Below are 15,572 nucleotides of genomic sequence, written 5' to 3'. Positions count from 1 at the left end.
CCCCCCGGACTCCCGGTCGGCCTGAACGGCCCCGTCCTCGAACTCCCCCAGAGGGGGCACCCCCAGACGGGCTGAACAATGCGGGCCGGCGCTCAATCAGGGCGACCGCCCTCAGACGTACCGCTCCAGGATCGACGACTCCGCCAGTCGCGACAGGCCCTCGCGCACGCTTCGGGCCCGCGCCTCGCCCACGCCGTCCACGGTCTGGAGGTCGTCCACGCTCGCCGCGAGCAGCTTCTGCAGGCCGCCGAAGTGCTCCACGAGCCGGTCGATGATCGCGCCGGGCAGGCGCGGCACCTTGGCCAGCAGCCGGAAGCCGCGCGGGGACACCGCGGTGTCGAGGTTCTCGGGGGAGCCGGTGTAGCCGAGCGCGCGGGCGACCGTGGGCATCTCCAGCAGCTCGGCGTGGGACAGGGCGTCCAGTTCGTACAGGGCCTCGTCGACCGTGCGGGAGCGCTTGGCGGTGGGGGCCGGGACGTAGTCACGGACGACCAGTTCGCGTTCCGGCTCCACGCCCGCGATCAACTCGTCGAGCTGGAGGGCGAGCAGCCGCCCGTCGGTGCCCAGTTCGACCACGTATTCGGCGATTTCGGTGGCGATGCGACGCACCATCTCCAGGCGCTGCGCGACGGCGGAGACGTCCCGGACCGTCACCAGGTCCTCGATCTCCAGCGCCGACAGGGTGCCCGCGACCTCGTCCAGGCGGAGCTTGTACCGCTCCAGCGTGGCCAGGGCCTGGTTGGCGCGGGACAGGATCGCCGCGGAGTCCTCCAGGACGCGGCGCTGCCCGTCCACGTACAGGGCGATCAGTCGCATCGACTGCGAGACCGAGACGACCGGGAAGCCGACCTGCTTGCTGACCCGGTCCGCCGTGCGGTGCCGGGTGCCCGTCTCCTCCGTGGGGATCGTCGCGTCGGGCACGAACTGCACGCCCGCCCGCAGGATCTTCGACAGGTCGGAGGAGACCACGATGCCGCCGTCGAGCTTGCACAGCTCCCGCAGGCGCGTGGCCGTGAACTCGACGTCCAGGACGAAGCCGCCCGTGCACATCGTCTCGACGGACTTGTCGGAACCGAGCACGATCAGACCGCCGGTGTTGCCGCGCAGCACTCGCTCGAGGCCGTCGCGCAGGGACGTGCCGGGAGCCACGGCGCTCAGCGCGGCACGCATCAGGCCGTCGGCACGGGAACTTCCGCCGGACTTTCCGGGAGCTGCCGCCCGGTCGTTGGCTGCCACTGCACTCCTCCGGTCGCAGGATCTGAGGCGCTCCCGTTTCGCGCACTCGGTTCGTACGGACGGGCGAGACCAGGGCAAAGTCTACCGGCGGTCCTCCGCGTCCCGTGGGGCCTCTCGGCGACGGGACCGGGGAAGGACCCGCAGCGCGTCCCCTATGTCGGCGACTTCCAGCACCTTCATCCCGGCCGGGACCTTGCCCGGATCGCTCGGTACGAGCGCGTGCGTGAAGCCGAGCCGGTGGGCCTCGGCGAGCCTGCGCTGCACGCCCGTGACCCGTCTGACCTCGCCCGCGAGGCCGACCTCGCCGATGGCGACGAGGTTCTTCGGCAGCGGGGTGTCGCTGGCGGCCGACGCCAGGGCGAGGGCGACGGCGAGGTCCGCGGCCGGTTCCGACAGCTTCACACCGCCGACCGTCGCGGAGTAGATGTCCCGCTTGCCGAGGGCGCTGATCCGGCCGCGCTGCTCCAGCACCGCGAGCATCATCGAGACGCGGGAGGTCTCCAGGCCGGAGGTGGTCCGCCGGGGGGAGGGGATCTGCGAGTCGACGGTCAGGGCCTGCACCTCCGCGACCAGCGGACGGCGGCCCTCGAGGGTCACCGTCAGACAGGTGCCCGGCACCGGTTCGGCGCGGCGGGTCAGGAAGAGCCCGCTCGGGTCGGCGAGTCCGGTGATGCCCTCGTCGTGCAGTTCGAAGCAGCCGACCTCGTCCGTGGCCCCGTACCGGTTCTTCACGCCCCGCACCAGGCGGAGCCGTGCGTGGCGGTCGCCCTCGAAGCTGAGCACCACGTCCACGAGGTGCTCCAGCAGCCGGGGCCCGGCGATGGCCCCGTCCTTGGTGACATGGCCCACCAGCAGCGTGGACATGCCGCGCTCCTTGGAGGCGCGGATGAGGGCGCCGGCCACCTCCCGCACCTGGGCCATGCCGCCGGGCGCCCCGTCGATCTCCGGGGAGGCGACCGTCTGCACCGAGTCGAGGATCAGCAGGGACGGCTTGACCGCGTCCAAGTGCCCGAGCACGGCCGCGAGATCGGTCTCGGCGGCGAGGTACAGATGGTCGTCGAGGGCGCCGATCCGGTCGGCCCGCAGCCGTACCTGGCTCGCCGACTCCTCGCCCGTCACATAGAGGGTGCGATGCTCGTCACTGGCCGACTTGGCCGCCACGTCCAGCAGCAGCGTGGACTTGCCCACCCCGGGCTCGCCCGCCAGCAGCACCACCGCTCCCGGCACCAGCCCGCCGCCGAGCACCCGGTCCAGCTCGGGCACCCCGGTCGAGCGCGCGGTGGCCTGCCGCCCGTCGACCTGCCCGATGGGCAACGCCGAGCTGGTGACCCGCCCCGGCGCCGTCGTACGGACCGCGGGCGCCCCGTACTCCTCGACCGTCCCCCACGCCTGGCACTCGGGGCAGCGGCCGAGCCACTTGGCCGTCTGCCAGCCGCACTCGGTGCAGCGGTAGGACGGGCGGTCCTTGGTGGTCTTGGTACGGGCAGCCATGGACGAAACCGTAACCGCAGCCACTGACAACGCGGGCCCCGACCGGCCATCGGAGCCGCCGCCACAGCCGGTCGGAACCACCGCCGCAGCCGGTCGGAACCGTCGACGCCGCCGATCGGAGTCGCCCCCGCGGCGGACGAGACGCGGAATCCTGAATTCCTGTCCCCTTATGAGGGATCGTTTCACCCGTACGGATTAAATGTGCTCAAGGCGCCGGAATGGTGCATCCACAGCCGCCTACGGTCGCACGGGTGATGAGCAGCAGTCCGGAGACATCGACCCGCACCACCGGCGCACATCGAGCGCACCGGGAGGCTCGCGATCGTGCTGCGGCGCGCACCCTGGCGCAGCAGCCGCCCGCGCGCTACGACCCCTACCTGGACGGCCTGTTCACCTACTGCCTGTCCGTGCTGTGCGACCACGACGCCGCGACCGCCGCGCTGGGCGACGTCCTCGCGCTCGCCGAGCGGCGCGGGCAGCGGATGCCGGACGCGGCGGGCGACCGCAGGGCCTGGCTGTACGCGCTGGCCCGCTGGGCGTGCCTGCGCAAGCTGGCCGAGGCCAAGCAGAAACGTCAGGTCACGCACGCGGCGGGCCGCACGGCGCCCGGAAAACAGCCCGCGAAACAGCCCGCCGGCGTGCCCGTGTCCGAGGAGGCCCAGGAGGAGCGGCGCCGCGAACTGGCGCTGCTGGCCTGGCCGGAGGCCGCCGGGACCAGCCCGGAGCAGCGCGAGGCACTCGAACTCGCCGTGCGCCACCACCTCGCCGCCCACGAGGTCGCCGCCGTCCTCGGCATGAGTCTCGCCGCCGCCCGCGAACTGCTGGCGTCCGCCGCCTGCGAGGTCGAGCGCACCCGCGCCGCCCTCGCCGTCGTCGAGGCCGGCGGTTGCCCCGGCGTCGACCGGCTCACCGGCGACCGGCAGCTGGTGCTCAGCAGCGCCCTGCGGCGCGAGCTGGTGCGGCATGTCGACGACTGTCCGCGCTGCCGGCGCACCGCGGGGCGCGCGGCCCCGGGACACTGGCCCGGCGCCACCATCACCCCTGCCGAACTGCCCGTAGTGGAGGCGCCCCGCGCGGCCCTGCACGTCGCCCTCGGCCATCACCCACGCGCGCGGGGCACCGCCGTGCCCCGCTTCGACCGGCGCGGCTTTCCCATGGACCCCAAGGACCGCGCCGCCCGCCGGGACCGCATCCGCGCGCGTGCCGTCACCACGACCGTCGTCGCCACCGTGGTCGCCGCCCCCGTGCTGGCCCTGTGGGCCGCCTACCGGGGCACCCCGGTCGGGGAGGGCCAGGACGGCCCCGCCGCCACCGCGCGCGAGGCGCACATGTTCGACGGTCTCGACGGCGCCCCGGCCGGCGGCTACGAGAACGCCGGCAACGCCAGCGTCCCCGGCAAGCGCCTCGCCAAGGACGGCTCCTCCGACGTGTCCGTGGAGGTGATCAGCGCCCCCGGGGCCGGGCACAAGGGAGCGGGACACCTCGCAGTCACGGCCGCCACCCGCGGCGACACCACGCTCGTCACGCTCACCGCGTCGGGCCCCTCCCCGGTCCGCTGGTCGGCGACCACCTCGGCCGACTGGCTCTACCTCAGCCGGTCCTCGGGAACCCTCCGGCCCGGCGAGTCGCTCACGGTCAGGGTGTACGTCGACCAGCTGCGGGAGCCCGCCGGCCACTGGACCGCACGGCTCAGGATCGCCCCGGCGGGCGCCGTCGTCTCGATCGAGGGCTACGGCACCGCTCCCACCGGCCCCTCGAGACCGGCGGACCCGCCCCCCACCACGGGCCCGGACCCGACCCCCACGACCCCGGCCCCCTCCGACCCGGCACCCGCCGACCCGCCCCCGCCGACCGACCCGACCCCGACACCGACCGCCCCGTCGTCCCCACCGGACAACCCCGGCAGCCCTACGACCCCACCGAGCGACGACGACACACAGACTCCTCCGGCCGGGCCCTAGACGTCCCGCGACAGCATGTCCCGCGACAGCACGTCCCGCGCCGGCACGCTCAGACCGGATCCGCCGGATGCGGCGCCACCAGCGGCAGCTGGGACGCCAGGCGCTGCTCGCACAGCTCGACCAGACGGTCGTAACCGGCCTTGCCCATCAGCTCGGTCAGTTCGGCCCGGTAGGAGACGTAGACCGGCTCGCCCGCCCCATGGGCGGAGGTCGCCGACGTGCACCACCAGTGCAGGTCGTGGCCGCCCGGACCCCAGCCGCGGCGGTCGTACTCGCCGATGGACACCTGCAGCACGCGCGTGTCGTCGGGCCGGTCGATCCAGTCGTAGGTCCGCCGGATCGGCAGCTGCCAGCACACGTCGGGCTTGGTCTCCAGCGGCTCGCGGCCCTCACGCAGCGCCAGGATGTGCAGCGAGCAGCCCATGCCGCCCGCGAAGCCGGGCCGGTTCTGGAAGATGCAGGAGCCCTGGAAGGGCCGGGTCTGCCGGGAGCCGTCCTCGTCCTCGGAGACCCAGCCGCCCGCCCGGCCCTCGTCGTGGTGCTGCCAGATGTCCGGGGTGAGCCTCGCCACATGCTCGGCGACCCGCTTCTCGTCGTCCTCGTCGGAGAAGTGGGCACCCAGCGTGCAGCACCCGTCGTCCGCGCGGCCCGCCTGGATGCCCTGGCAGCCGCTGCCGAAGATGCAGTTCCACCGGGAGGTCAGCCATGTCAGATCGCACCGGAAGACCTGCTCGTCGTCCGCCGGATCAGGGAACTCCACCCACGCGCGCGCGAAGTCGAGCCCCTTCTCGTCGCTCACCCTGGAGCTCACCGTGGGGACCTTTCCGGACTTGGGCGCCTTCACCTGCGAAGAGTCCGCAGAATCCTTCTGAGCCTTGGAGGATTTGTCGGTCTTCGCCTTTTTCGTCTTTGGCACCCGTCCAGGGTAAGCGGCAAGCGGCCGCTCCGGGACCTGAGAACGGCCCCGCGGTGGGTAGCGTTCCGTACATGAGACTCGGTGTCCTGGACGTGGGTTCGAACACGGTGCATCTGCTGGTGGTTGACGCACACCCCGGCGCGCGCCCCCTGCCCGCGCATTCGCACAAGGCCGAGCTGCGGCTCGCCCAGCTCCTCGACGGCAGCGGCGCCATAGGCGCCGAGGGCGTCGACAAACTGATCGGCGTCGTCCGGGACGCGCTCCAGGCCGCGGAGGACAAGGGCGTCGAGGACCTGCTGCCGTTCGCCACCTCCGCCGTCCGTGAGGCGAGCAACGCCGACGAGGTACTGGCCCGGGTCCGGGACACCACCGGCGTCGAGCTCCAGGTCCTCTCCGGCGCGGAGGAGGCCCGCCTCACCTTCCTCGCCGCCCGCCGCTGGTTCGGCTGGTCGGCCGGGAAACTCCTGGTGCTGGACATCGGCGGCGGCTCGCTGGAGATCGCCTACGGCATCGACGAGGAGCCGGACGCCGCGGTCTCCCTCCCGCTCGGCGCGGGTCGGCTCACCGCCGGCCGGCTGCCCGGCGACCCGCCCAGCCCCGAGGCGATCAGGACACTGCGCCGCCATGTGCGCACCGAGATCGCCCGCACGGTCGGTGAGTTCACCCGCTTCGGCGCCCCCGACCACGTGGTCGCCACCTCCAAGACCTTCAAGCAGCTGGCCCGCATAGCCGGCGCGGCCCGCTCCGCGGAGGGCCTGTACGTCCAGCGCGAGCTCAGGCGCGAGTCCCTGGAGGCCTGGGTGCCCCGCCTGGCCTGCATGACCACCGCCGAGCGCGCCGAACTCCCCGGCGTCTCCGACGGCCGCGCCGGCCAGCTCGTCGCGGGTGCCCTCGTGGCCGAGGCCGCGATGGACCTGTTCGGCGTGGAGAACCTGGAGATCTGCCCGTGGGCGCTCAGGGAGGGCGTGATCCTGCGGCGACTCGATCACATGGGGTCGGTTCACATGGAGTCGGTGTAGCGACCCGGAAGACCCGGGAGAGAAGGGGCGGGACCGGTGCCCGTGTCAGGTCACGGCACCGTCCGCACCGCCCCGTGGGAAACCCCACAACGGCTCATGGGCACCCCGCACTCCGGCGACCGCACACCGTAACCTGTCCCTCATGGCAGATCCCGTCCGCATCCCAGATGCGAAGGTCGCCCTCTCCACGGCCTCGGTGTACCCGGAGTCCACGGCGACGGCCTTCGAGATGGCCGCGCGTCTCGGTTACGACGGCGTCGAGGTCATGGTGTGGACCGACCCGGTCAGCCAGGACATCGAGGCGCTGCGCCGGCTTTCCGACTACCACGGGATACCGATCCTGGCCGTGCACGCGCCCTGCCTGCTGATCACCCAGCGCGTGTGGTCCACCGACCCCTGGGTGAAGCTGCAGCGCGCCCGGGCGGCCGCCGAGAAGCTCGGCGCGGGCACCGTCGTCGTGCACCCGCCGTTCCGCTGGCAGCGGCAGTACGCCCGGGACTTCGTCACCGGGATCTGGCGCATGGCGAACGAGACGGACGTACGGTTCGCGGTGGAGAACATGTACCCCTGGCGCTACCGCGACCGCGAGATGCTCGCCTACGCCCCCGACTGGGACGTCACCCAGGACGACTACCGGCACTTCACGATCGACCTCAGCCACGCCGCGACCGCCCGCACGGACGCCCTCGACATGCTCGACCGGATGGGCGACCGCCTCGGCCACGTCCACCTCGCCGACGGCAGGGGCTCCGCGAAGGACGAGCACCTGGTCCCCGGCCGCGGCACCCAGCCCTGCGCCGAGGTGCTGGAGCGCCTCGCGCTGACCGGCTTCGACGGCCACGTCGTCATCGAGGTCAACACCCGCCGGGCGATGTCCGGCGCCGAACGCGAGGCCGACCTCGCGGAGGCCCTGGCCTTCACCCGCCTGCACATGGCGTCCGCGTTGAAGGTGCCCCGGCGGTGACCGAGGCGACCGGCGCCCGCCGCCGAGGGCGCCCCCCGCGCACCGAGTCCGCGGACACCCGCGACCGCATCCTGGCCGCGGCCCGCGAGGAGTTCTCCGCGCGCGGCTACGAGAAGACCTCGGTGCGCGGCATCGCCAAGGCCGCCGGTGTCGACTCGGCGCTGGTCCACCACTACTTCGGCACCAAGGAGCAGGTCTTCGAGGCGGCCATCGAGGTCGCCTTCGCGCCCGCCCTGAACGCCCCCGACGCGGTGGCCGCCGGCCCGACGGACGAGGTGGGGGAGCGGTTCACCCGCTTCGTCTTCGGCGTCTGGGAGAACCCCACGACCCGTACGCCCCTGCTCGCGATCCTCCGGTCCGCCGTGACCAACGAGACCGCCGCCGCCGTCTTCCGCCGGCTCGTCGCCGCCCAACTCCTGCGCCGGATCGCCGCCCAGCTCGCCCAGCCGGACGCCGAGCTGCGGGCCGAGCTGGCGGCCGCGCAGTTGGTGGGCACGGCGATGATGCGCTACGTGATCAAGCTGGAGCCGCTGGCCTCGGCGGACCTGGAGCAGATCATCGCGCGGGTGGCGCCGGTGGTGCAGGGGCACCTGACGAATCCCTGAGCCAGGCCCTTTCTGCCGCGCTCATGAAACACCTGTCCCGCATTCCGGACACTCGTGTCCATCCCTTGGAGGGGCGGCGTAGGCTCGTAGGGAGTCAGAACTCTCTGGCAGAGGTCCGGCAGACGTCTCTGCCGGACGGTCTTCGAAGGAGCGAGCGACGATGCCCGAGCTGAGGTCCCGCACAGTCACCCACGGCCGCAACATGGCGGGCGCCCGCGCCCTTATGCGCGCCTCCGGTGTACCAGGTGCGGACATCGGCCGGAAGCCGATCGTCGCGGTGGCCAACTCCTTCACCGAGTTCGTGCCGGGCCACACGCACCTGCAGCCGGTCGGCCGGATCGTCAGCGAGGCGATCGTCGAGGCCGGCGGCATCCCCCGCGAGTTCAACACCATCGCCGTCGACGACGGCATCGCGATGGGCCACGGCGGCATGCTCTACTCCCTGCCCTCCCGCGACCTGATCGCGGACAGCGTGGAGTACATGGTCGAGGCGCACTGCGCGGACGCCCTGGTCTGCATCTCCAACTGCGACAAGATCACCCCGGGCATGCTGATGGCCGCCCTGCGGCTGAACATCCCGACGGTCTTCGTCTCCGGCGGCCCGATGGAATCCGGCCGCGCCACCCTGGTCGACGGCACGGTCCGCACGCTCGACCTGGTCGACGCGATCTCCGACGCCGTGAACGACAAGATCTCGGACGAGGACATCCTCCGTATCGAGGAGAACGCCTGCCCGACCTGCGGCAGCTGTTCCGGCATGTTCACCGCCAACTCGATGAACTGCCTCACCGAGGCGATCGGCCTCTCCCTCCCCGGCAACGGCTCGGTCCTCGCCACCCACACGGCCCGCAAGCAGCTCTACGTCGACGCGGCCCGCACGGTCATGGACCTCACCCGCCGTTACTACGAGCAGGACGACGACACGGTCCTGCCGCTCAACATCGCCACCTTCCAGGCCTTCGAGAACGCCATGGCCCTGGACATCGCGATGGGCGGCTCGACCAACACGATCCTGCACCTGCTGGCCGCCGCCCAGGAGGCGGGCGTCCCCTTCGGCCTGGAGCAGATCGACGCGGTCTCCCGCCGCGTCCCCTGCCTGGCGAAGGTCGCCCCGAACGTCGCGAAGAACCGCACGTACTACATGGAGGACGTGCACCGCGCCGGCGGCATCCCCGCCCTCCTCGGCGAACTGCACCGCGCGGGCCTGCTGAACGAGGACGTGCACGCCGTCCACAGTCCGTCCCTGTCGGACTGGCTGAAGACCTGGGACGTGCGCGGCGGCTCCCCGTCCCCCGAGGCGGTGGAACTGTGGCACGCGGCGCCCGGCTGCAAGCGCTCCGCCGAGGCCTTCTCCCAGTCCGAGCGCTGGGAGGCCCTGGACGACGACGCGGCGGAGGGCTGCATCCGCTCGGTCGAGCACGCGTACTCCAAGGACGGCGGCCTGGCGGTCCTCAAGGGCAACCTGGCGGTCGACGGCTGTGTGGTGAAGACGGCCGGCGTCGACGAGTCGATCTGGACCTTCGAGGGCCCGGCGGTCGTCTGCGAGTCCCAGGAGGAGGCCGTCCAGCGGATCCTCACCCAGGAGGTCAAGGACGGCGACGTCGTCGTCATCCGCTACGAGGGCCCCAAGGGCGGCCCCGGCATGCAGGAGATGCTCTACCCGACCTCCTACCTGAAGGGCCGCGGCCTGGGCAAGACCTGCGCCCTGATCACCGACGGCCGCTTCTCCGGCGGCACCTCGGGCCTCTCCATCGGCCACGCCTCCCCCGAGGCCGCCTCCGGCGGCACCATCGCCCTCGTTGAGGACGGCGACCGCATCCGCATCGACATCCCGAACCGCACGATCGACCTCCTCGTCGACGAGGCGGAACTCTCCCGCCGCGAGCAGGCCCTGAACGGCGTGTACGCCCCGAAGAACCGCGAGCGCAAGGTCTCGGCCGCGCTGCGGGCGTACGCGGCCATGGCGACCAGCGCGGACAAGGGCGCGGTGCGGGACGTGACCAGGCTGGGCTGAGCCCCCGTACACCACCGCGTCAGGGACAGGGCCGCCTCCGACGGGGGCGGCCCTTCGTGTCACCAGGCTGCCGGGTCGCGCCCGTCGACGGCGAAGACGGTCCCGTCGGGGGCGGAGGCGTAGACGTGGCCGTCGACGACCACCGGCTCGGACAGCGTGGCGGCCACCCGGTCCGCGTGCGCGCCGAGCCGGGTCGGCGTCTGCCCGAGGAGCCGGCCGCGCTGGGCGTCGACGGCGAGCAGTCGCCCGTCGGGGATGCTGACGTACACATGGCCGCCGTCGACGACCGGTGCCGAGCCGCGGATCACCGAGGTCTGCAGCTGCCACAGCTGCCGGCGCGCGCCCGTGTCCACGGCCGACAGGGAGCCCCCGGTCGCCATCAGATAGATCACGTCCCCGCGTACCGTGGCGTGGACGTCCTCGCCCGCGGCGGGCAGGGGCACCCGACGCGTCGCCCCGGACCCCGGGGTGTAGCGGACCACCGCCCGCGCCTCTCCGTAGACCGGGTCGACGGAGAGGAAGTAGAGGGACCCGTCACTGCTGCCGACGGGCTCCAGTGATCCCTCGAACCGCCTCTCCCACCGCACGTCACCCGTGTCCGGGTCCACCGCCGTGACCCGTGTGCTCGACCCGTCGTCGGAGGTGCTCGCCGTGTACGCCACCCGGTCCCCGGCGAACCACTGGAACAGCGGCATCGTCTGCCCCGGCACCCGGCGGTGCCATTTCGTCCGGCCCGAGGTGCCGTCCACGCCCGTGACCGTCCCGTCGGTCGCGGTGAGCAGGAGGGTGTCACCGGCGAACCGCAGCCCTCCGCCGGGTGTGGGCAGGTCCTGCTGCCGGCGGACCTTGCCGGACGCGGGGTCGAGCGCCTGCAAGTGCCGCCCCCCGTCCGTCACGATCTGCACGAGCCCGCCCGACAGCACGGGCGGATCGCCGCCGGGGGGCGTGGTGGCCGAGTGCCGCCAGAGCAGGCTCCCGTCGGACGGAGACAGGGCGTAGACCCGCCCCGACTGCGCGCAGACCAACACGTCGGCGATGGACGAGCACCGGGCCGTACCGGCGTCGGCGGACCCCGACTCGGCCTTCCACGGCTCGAACCTGTCGGCGGGCGCACCGGCCGACACGGTCCGCGAGCCGCCCGCGGCCGACTGGGGCGCGGGATCGTCGATCAACCGCACCGAGGCGACCGCACCGCCGACGACGAGAGCCAGCACCCCTGCCGCGACACCCCACCACCGGCCCCGGCGCCCCTTGCGCAGCCCTTCGGGCGCCGCGGACTCGGACGCCACGACCTCGGGCTCGGCGGCCTGGGGCTCGGCGGCCTGGGGCTCGGCGGCCTCAGGTACAGCGGCCTCGGGACCGGTCGCCGCGGACTCCGAGACCTCGGGCTCCCCGCCCGTCTCCCCGCCGGTCCATGCCTCGTCCGTGGGCGTGTCGGCCGTGCGCTGCGCCGGTATGAAGGTCTGCGTGTCGTACGAGGCCGCCACCGACCGCAGTTCCCGCATCAGTTCGTCGGGCGTGGGCCGTTGCTCCGGCTCCTTGGCGAGGCAACGCCGCACCAGCGGCGCGAGGTTCTCCGGCACGTCGGTCAGGTCCGGCTCGTCGTGCACGACCTGGTACGCCACGACATAGGGACTGTCGGAGTCGAACGGCCCGCGCCCCGTCGCCGCGTGCACCATGACCGACCCCAGGGCGAAGACGTCGGCGGCCGGGCCGACCTCCCGCGGGCGCCGGAACTGCTCCGGCGCCATGAACGGCGGAGTCCCTATCAACTTCCCGGTCTCGGTCCGCAGTTCGCTGTCCTTCGGACGGGAGATCCCGAAGTCGATGACCTTCGGCCCATCATCGGCGAGCAGCACGTTGCTCGGCTTCATGTCGCGGTGCACGACCCCCACCCGGTGGATGTCGCGCAGCGCCTCGGCCAGCCCGGCCATCAGCCGGCGCAACCGGTCCGGGGCCATGGCCCCGTGCTCCTTCACATGCTCGGCCAGGGTCTGTCCCGGGATGAACAGCGTTGCCATCCAGGGCCGTTCGGCCTCCGGATCGGCGTCCACGACCGGCGCGGTGAACGCGCCGCTCACCCGCCGGGCGGCGGCCACCTCCTGCCGGAACCGGCCACGGAACTCGGGATCCCTGGCGAACTGCGCGTGTACGACCTTCACCGCGACCTTCATGCCGGAGGTGCTGCGGGCCAGGTGCACCACGCCCATCCCGCCCGCGCCCAGGCGCGACTCCAGGAGGTAGTGACCGGCGTACTCGGGAAGTTCCGCTTCCGCGCCCGCTCCGGCGTTCCGCTGTGGCGCCATGGGACCACCCCCGTGCTCTTCGTCGGCGCGCGCGACGCACGGAGCCTAGTCGATGACTCGTACGAGACAGAGGCGGCTTGCTAGCGTTCCCGTGCGATTCACGTACAGATGTTTCATCTTGCGATTCAGGGGAATCAACGGGGCCCCATGGCAGTCATGGGGTCGAACGGGGGGAATTCACATGTCTGTTGTCGGCATCGGCGAAGTCGAGGACGTCGAGGGCGTCGAGGGCGGGGACGGGTCCCAGACCGCCACGGCCACCACCGTGCACTACTACTCGGTCGCCCCGGGCGTCCAGCTCCACGTCCGCAGCGGCCCCGGCACCAACTACAGCCTCGTCCGCACCCTGGCCGAGGGCGCCAAGGTGCCGATCTACTGCCAGACGCCGGGCCAGACCGTCACCGGGCCGTACGGCACCAGCAAGATCTGGGACAACATCGGCGACGGCCAGTACGTGTCCGACGCCTACGTCCACACCGGCGTCGACGGCTACGTCACGTCCCGCTGCTCCTGACCCGCCACGGAGCCCGCCCAGCCGTCCGGAGATAATCGTCCCGTGAGCGACGAAACCGGCACCCCGGACACTCCGGCGGGCTCCCCGGGCGGCACCCCGGGTGACGGCCCCCGCCCCGAGCCCCTGCGTTTCTTCGGAACGACCTGGGTGAACCACGACAACGGCTACGCGGCCCGCCGCGCGGCCGCCGCCGTGGGCTCGCTCGCGGCGGCCGTCGCCTCCTGCCTCGTCCTGCGCTTCGCCTACCAGGGCCTGCAGATCGCGGGCAGCGGCACCTTCGTCACCGTCCTGGTCATCGCGATGTTCGCGATCTGCAGCGCGCTGGCCTTCGGCAACACCTGGGCCGGCTTCGACAAGCGCCACGACCCGGCCCGCCAGGCCTCCCTGCGCGGCCTGCTGGCCATCGGATTCGTCGGCTCGCTCGCCGCCTACTTCTTCCGCTCCCTCATCGAGGCCCCGGGCGAGAAACTGCACCGCGCCGAGTACGAAGAGGCCCGCACCCAGCACGCCCGCCGCTCCGCGCGCCGCACGGGAAACCCCTCCAAGAAGCGCCGCCGTCAGGGGTGACGGGGAGCGCCGTCAGCATCACCGGCGACGCATGATCCCGGTCGCCTGCTCCGGCTGCACACCTGCGCGTCGTAAGGATCAAGAAAAGAAGGCGCCCCTATCCGCGGGCCCGGCCAGCATGGCCGTATGACCACGACTCCCTCGGCGTCGCCGCCCCCCTCCCGTGCCCACTCCTTCAACAGCGCCGCCGCCCAGTACGCCGCGAACCGCCCCTCCTACCCGCCCGCCCTCTTCGACGCCCTCGAGGAACTCGCCGGCCGCCCCCTGGCCGGTGCCCGCGTCGTGGACGTCGGCGCCGGCACCGGCATAGCCACCGCGCTCCTTCGCGCCCGCGGCGCCGACGTACTCGCCGTCGAACCCGGCGACGGCATGGCGGCCCAGTTCCGCCGCGCCCTCCCCGAGGTCCCCCTGGTCCGCGGCAACGGCGACGCCCTCCCCCTGGCCGACGCCTGCGCCGACCTCCTCACCTACGCCCAGGCATGGCACTGGACCGACCCGGCCCGCTCGGTCCCGGAGGCGCTGCGCGTGCTGCGTCCCGGCGGCGCGCTCGCGCTGTGGTGGAACAAGAGCGCCGCCGACGTCCCGTGGATCGACGCGCAGAACGACCGTCTGGAGCGCCACTTCAACGTCGACCGCCGTAAGGAGGTGGCCAACAGTTCACGGTCCGCCGTCGCCGACCCCACCGGCCGCCTGGACTTCGCCGGCCGCACGGTCCGCTGGAGCCGCCGCGTCTCGGTCGACACCCATCTCGCCAACCTCGGCAGCCAGTCGCTCTTCCTGGTCCAGGATCCGGCGACCACCGACGCCCTCCTCGCCGAGGAGCGCGCCCACCTCCTCGCCGCCTTCCCCGACGGCACGGTGGAGGAGGTCTACGACGTGGAGCTGCTCGTGGCCTTCGCTTGACGGCACCCCGCCCCGGGAGGATTATTCATCACATGATGAATTACGCCTCCGACCCTCCCGGGGCCCCCGCCGTCCAGGCCGCGGGCCTCACCGTCGTACGAGGCCCCCGCACCGTCCTGCACGCCCTCGACTTCACCGTCCCCCGCGGCCAGATCACCGGCCTGCTGGGGCCCTCCGGATGCGGCAAGTCGACCCTCATGCGAGCCGTCGTCGGCACCCAGGCCAAGGTCACCGGCACCCTCCAGGTCCTCGGCCACCCCGCCGGCCACTCCACCCTCCGCACCCGCGTCGGCTACGTCACCCAGGCCCCCTCCGTCTACGACGACCTCACCGTCCGCCAGAACCTCGACTACTTCGCCGCGATCCTCGACCCCGGCCGCGCAGCAGCCGAACGCCGCCACGAGACCGTCACCCGGGCCATCGCCGACGTCGACCTGACCACCCACGCCGACACGCTCGCCGGCAACCTCTCCGGCGGCCAGCGCGGCCGCGTCTCCCTCGCCGTCGCCCTCCTCGGCCACCCCGAACTCCTGGTCCTCGACGAACCCACCGTCGGCCTCGACCCGGTCCTGCGCCGCGACCTGTGGAACCTCTTCCACGAACTCGCCACCCGCGGCGCCACCCTCCTCGTCTCCTCCCACGTCATGGACGAGGCCGAGCGCTGCCACCGCCTCCTCCTCATGCGCGAGGGCGAGATCCTCGCCGACGGCACCCCCGACGCCCTGCGCTCCCGCACCGGCGCCGACACGGTCGAGGCGGCCTTCCTGCACCTGGTGGACGAGGCGGCCGCCACGGGACACCCGAAGGAGACGGCACGATGACAAGCAGGGCCCTCGCCACCGCAGGCCGAGTCCTGCGCCAGCTCCGCCACGACCCGCGCACGATCGCGCTGATGCTGCTGATCCCCTGCCTGATGCTGCTCCTGCTGCGCTACGTCTTCGACGGCAGCCCGCGCACCTTCGACAACATCGGTGCCTCACTCCTAGTAGTGCTTCGTTACGTTGGGTGATCTCGGCTGGTGGTGGGCATTGTCCTGGTATGAGGTTGGGGGAGGTGGAACGGCTCCGGGGTGAGTT

13 protein-coding genes and 1 pseudogene are annotated in these 15,572 nt (G+C 72.6%); 10 read left to right on the top strand and 4 right to left on the bottom strand.

Going from position 1 to position 15,572, the window contains the following annotated elements; genetic code table 11:
* Window positions 1–111: 111 nt before the first annotated feature.
* Both disA and radA read right to left on the bottom strand, forming a co-directional pair.
* Window positions 112–1,236, bottom strand: coding sequence for a DNA integrity scanning diadenylate cyclase DisA (disA, locus tag ACFYZQ_RS08500; protein ID WP_389143304.1), 1,125 nt, complete (start codon window positions 1,234–1,236; stop codon window positions 112–114).
* Window positions 1,237–1,317: 81 nt separating this feature from the next.
* The gene (radA, locus tag ACFYZQ_RS08495) at window positions 1,318–2,727 is read right to left on the bottom strand and encodes a DNA repair protein RadA (RefSeq protein ID WP_389143301.1); all 1,410 of its coding nucleotides are present in this window, start codon (window positions 2,725–2,727) and stop codon (window positions 1,318–1,320) included.
* A gap of 251 nt (window positions 2,728–2,978) precedes the next feature.
* Here radA and ACFYZQ_RS08490 point away from each other — a divergent pair, with 251 nt between their 5' ends.
* Window positions 2,979–4,688 (top strand): hypothetical protein, encoded by a 1,710-nt coding sequence (locus tag ACFYZQ_RS08490; RefSeq protein ID WP_389143298.1) that lies wholly within the window; start codon window positions 2,979–2,981, stop codon window positions 4,686–4,688.
* A 49-nt stretch (window positions 4,689–4,737) separates the two neighbouring features.
* Here ACFYZQ_RS08490 and ACFYZQ_RS08485 read toward each other — a convergent pair whose 3' ends face one another.
* Window positions 4,738–5,604 carry a hypothetical protein gene (locus ACFYZQ_RS08485; protein WP_389143295.1) on the bottom strand — a complete coding sequence of 289 codons (867 nt, stop codon included), beginning with the start codon at window positions 5,602–5,604 and terminating at the stop codon, window positions 4,738–4,740.
* 71 nt (window positions 5,605–5,675) lie between these two features.
* On the opposite strand from ACFYZQ_RS08485, the gene ACFYZQ_RS08480 reads away from it, so the two are divergent.
* The 4 genes from ACFYZQ_RS08480 to ilvD all read left to right on the top strand — a co-directional run bounded on the left by ACFYZQ_RS08480 (window position 5,676) and on the right by ilvD (window position 10,206).
* The gene (locus ACFYZQ_RS08480) at window positions 5,676–6,623 is read left to right on the top strand and encodes a Ppx/GppA family phosphatase (protein WP_389143292.1); all 948 of its coding nucleotides are present in this window, start codon (window positions 5,676–5,678) and stop codon (window positions 6,621–6,623) included.
* A gap of 142 nt (window positions 6,624–6,765) precedes the next feature.
* The gene (locus ACFYZQ_RS08475; protein ID WP_389143289.1) at window positions 6,766–7,587 is read left to right on the top strand and encodes a sugar phosphate isomerase/epimerase family protein; all 822 of its coding nucleotides are present in this window, start codon (window positions 6,766–6,768) and stop codon (window positions 7,585–7,587) included.
* Window positions 7,584–8,192 carry a TetR family transcriptional regulator gene (locus tag ACFYZQ_RS08470; protein WP_389143286.1) on the top strand — a complete coding sequence of 203 codons (609 nt, stop codon included), beginning with the start codon at window positions 7,584–7,586 and terminating at the stop codon, window positions 8,190–8,192. The genes ACFYZQ_RS08475 and ACFYZQ_RS08470 overlap by 4 nt, the downstream gene beginning before the upstream one ends.
* A gap of 160 nt (window positions 8,193–8,352) precedes the next feature.
* Window positions 8,353–10,206 carry a dihydroxy-acid dehydratase gene (ilvD, locus tag ACFYZQ_RS08465; RefSeq protein WP_389143283.1) on the top strand — a complete coding sequence of 618 codons (1,854 nt, stop codon included), beginning with the start codon at window positions 8,353–8,355 and terminating at the stop codon, window positions 10,204–10,206.
* A gap of 59 nt (window positions 10,207–10,265) precedes the next feature.
* On the opposite strand, the gene ACFYZQ_RS08460 is transcribed toward ilvD, so the two are convergent.
* Window positions 10,266–12,512, bottom strand: coding sequence for a PQQ-binding-like beta-propeller repeat protein (locus ACFYZQ_RS08460; protein ID WP_389143280.1), 2,247 nt, complete (start codon window positions 12,510–12,512; stop codon window positions 10,266–10,268).
* Window positions 12,513–12,693: 181 nt separating this feature from the next.
* Between ACFYZQ_RS08460 and ACFYZQ_RS08455 the strand changes: the two genes are divergently transcribed.
* The 5 genes and pseudogenes from ACFYZQ_RS08455 to ACFYZQ_RS08435 form a co-directional block, all read left to right on the top strand.
* Window positions 12,694–13,026 (top strand): SH3 domain-containing protein, encoded by a 333-nt coding sequence (locus ACFYZQ_RS08455; protein WP_389143277.1) that lies wholly within the window; start codon window positions 12,694–12,696, stop codon window positions 13,024–13,026.
* Window positions 13,027–13,068: 42 nt separating this feature from the next.
* Window positions 13,069–13,593, top strand: a complete 525-nt coding sequence (locus ACFYZQ_RS08450; RefSeq protein WP_389143274.1) for an EamA/RhaT family transporter — start codon at window positions 13,069–13,071, stop codon at window positions 13,591–13,593.
* Window positions 13,594–13,719: 126 nt separating this feature from the next.
* Window positions 13,720–14,496: a class I SAM-dependent methyltransferase gene (locus ACFYZQ_RS08445; protein WP_389143271.1), complete on the top strand. Its 777-nt coding sequence runs from the start codon at window positions 13,720–13,722 to the stop codon at window positions 14,494–14,496.
* Between the two features lie 32 nt (window positions 14,497–14,528).
* Window positions 14,529–15,317 (top strand): ABC transporter ATP-binding protein, encoded by a 789-nt coding sequence (locus tag ACFYZQ_RS08440; protein WP_389143268.1) that lies wholly within the window; start codon window positions 14,529–14,531, stop codon window positions 15,315–15,317.
* Window positions 15,314–15,481: pseudogene (locus tag ACFYZQ_RS08435) on the top strand (ABC transporter permease); the annotation flags it as partial. The gene ACFYZQ_RS08440 and the pseudogene ACFYZQ_RS08435, both read left to right, overlap by 4 nt.
* Between the last annotated feature and the right edge of the window lie 91 nt (window positions 15,482–15,572).

It is taken from the genome of Streptomyces sp. NPDC001843, assembly GCF_042891955.1.
In the GTDB taxonomy this organism is placed as follows: Bacteria; Actinomycetota; Actinomycetes; order Streptomycetales; family Streptomycetaceae; genus Streptomyces.
This window is presented reverse-complemented; position numbering and strand designations above follow the sequence as displayed.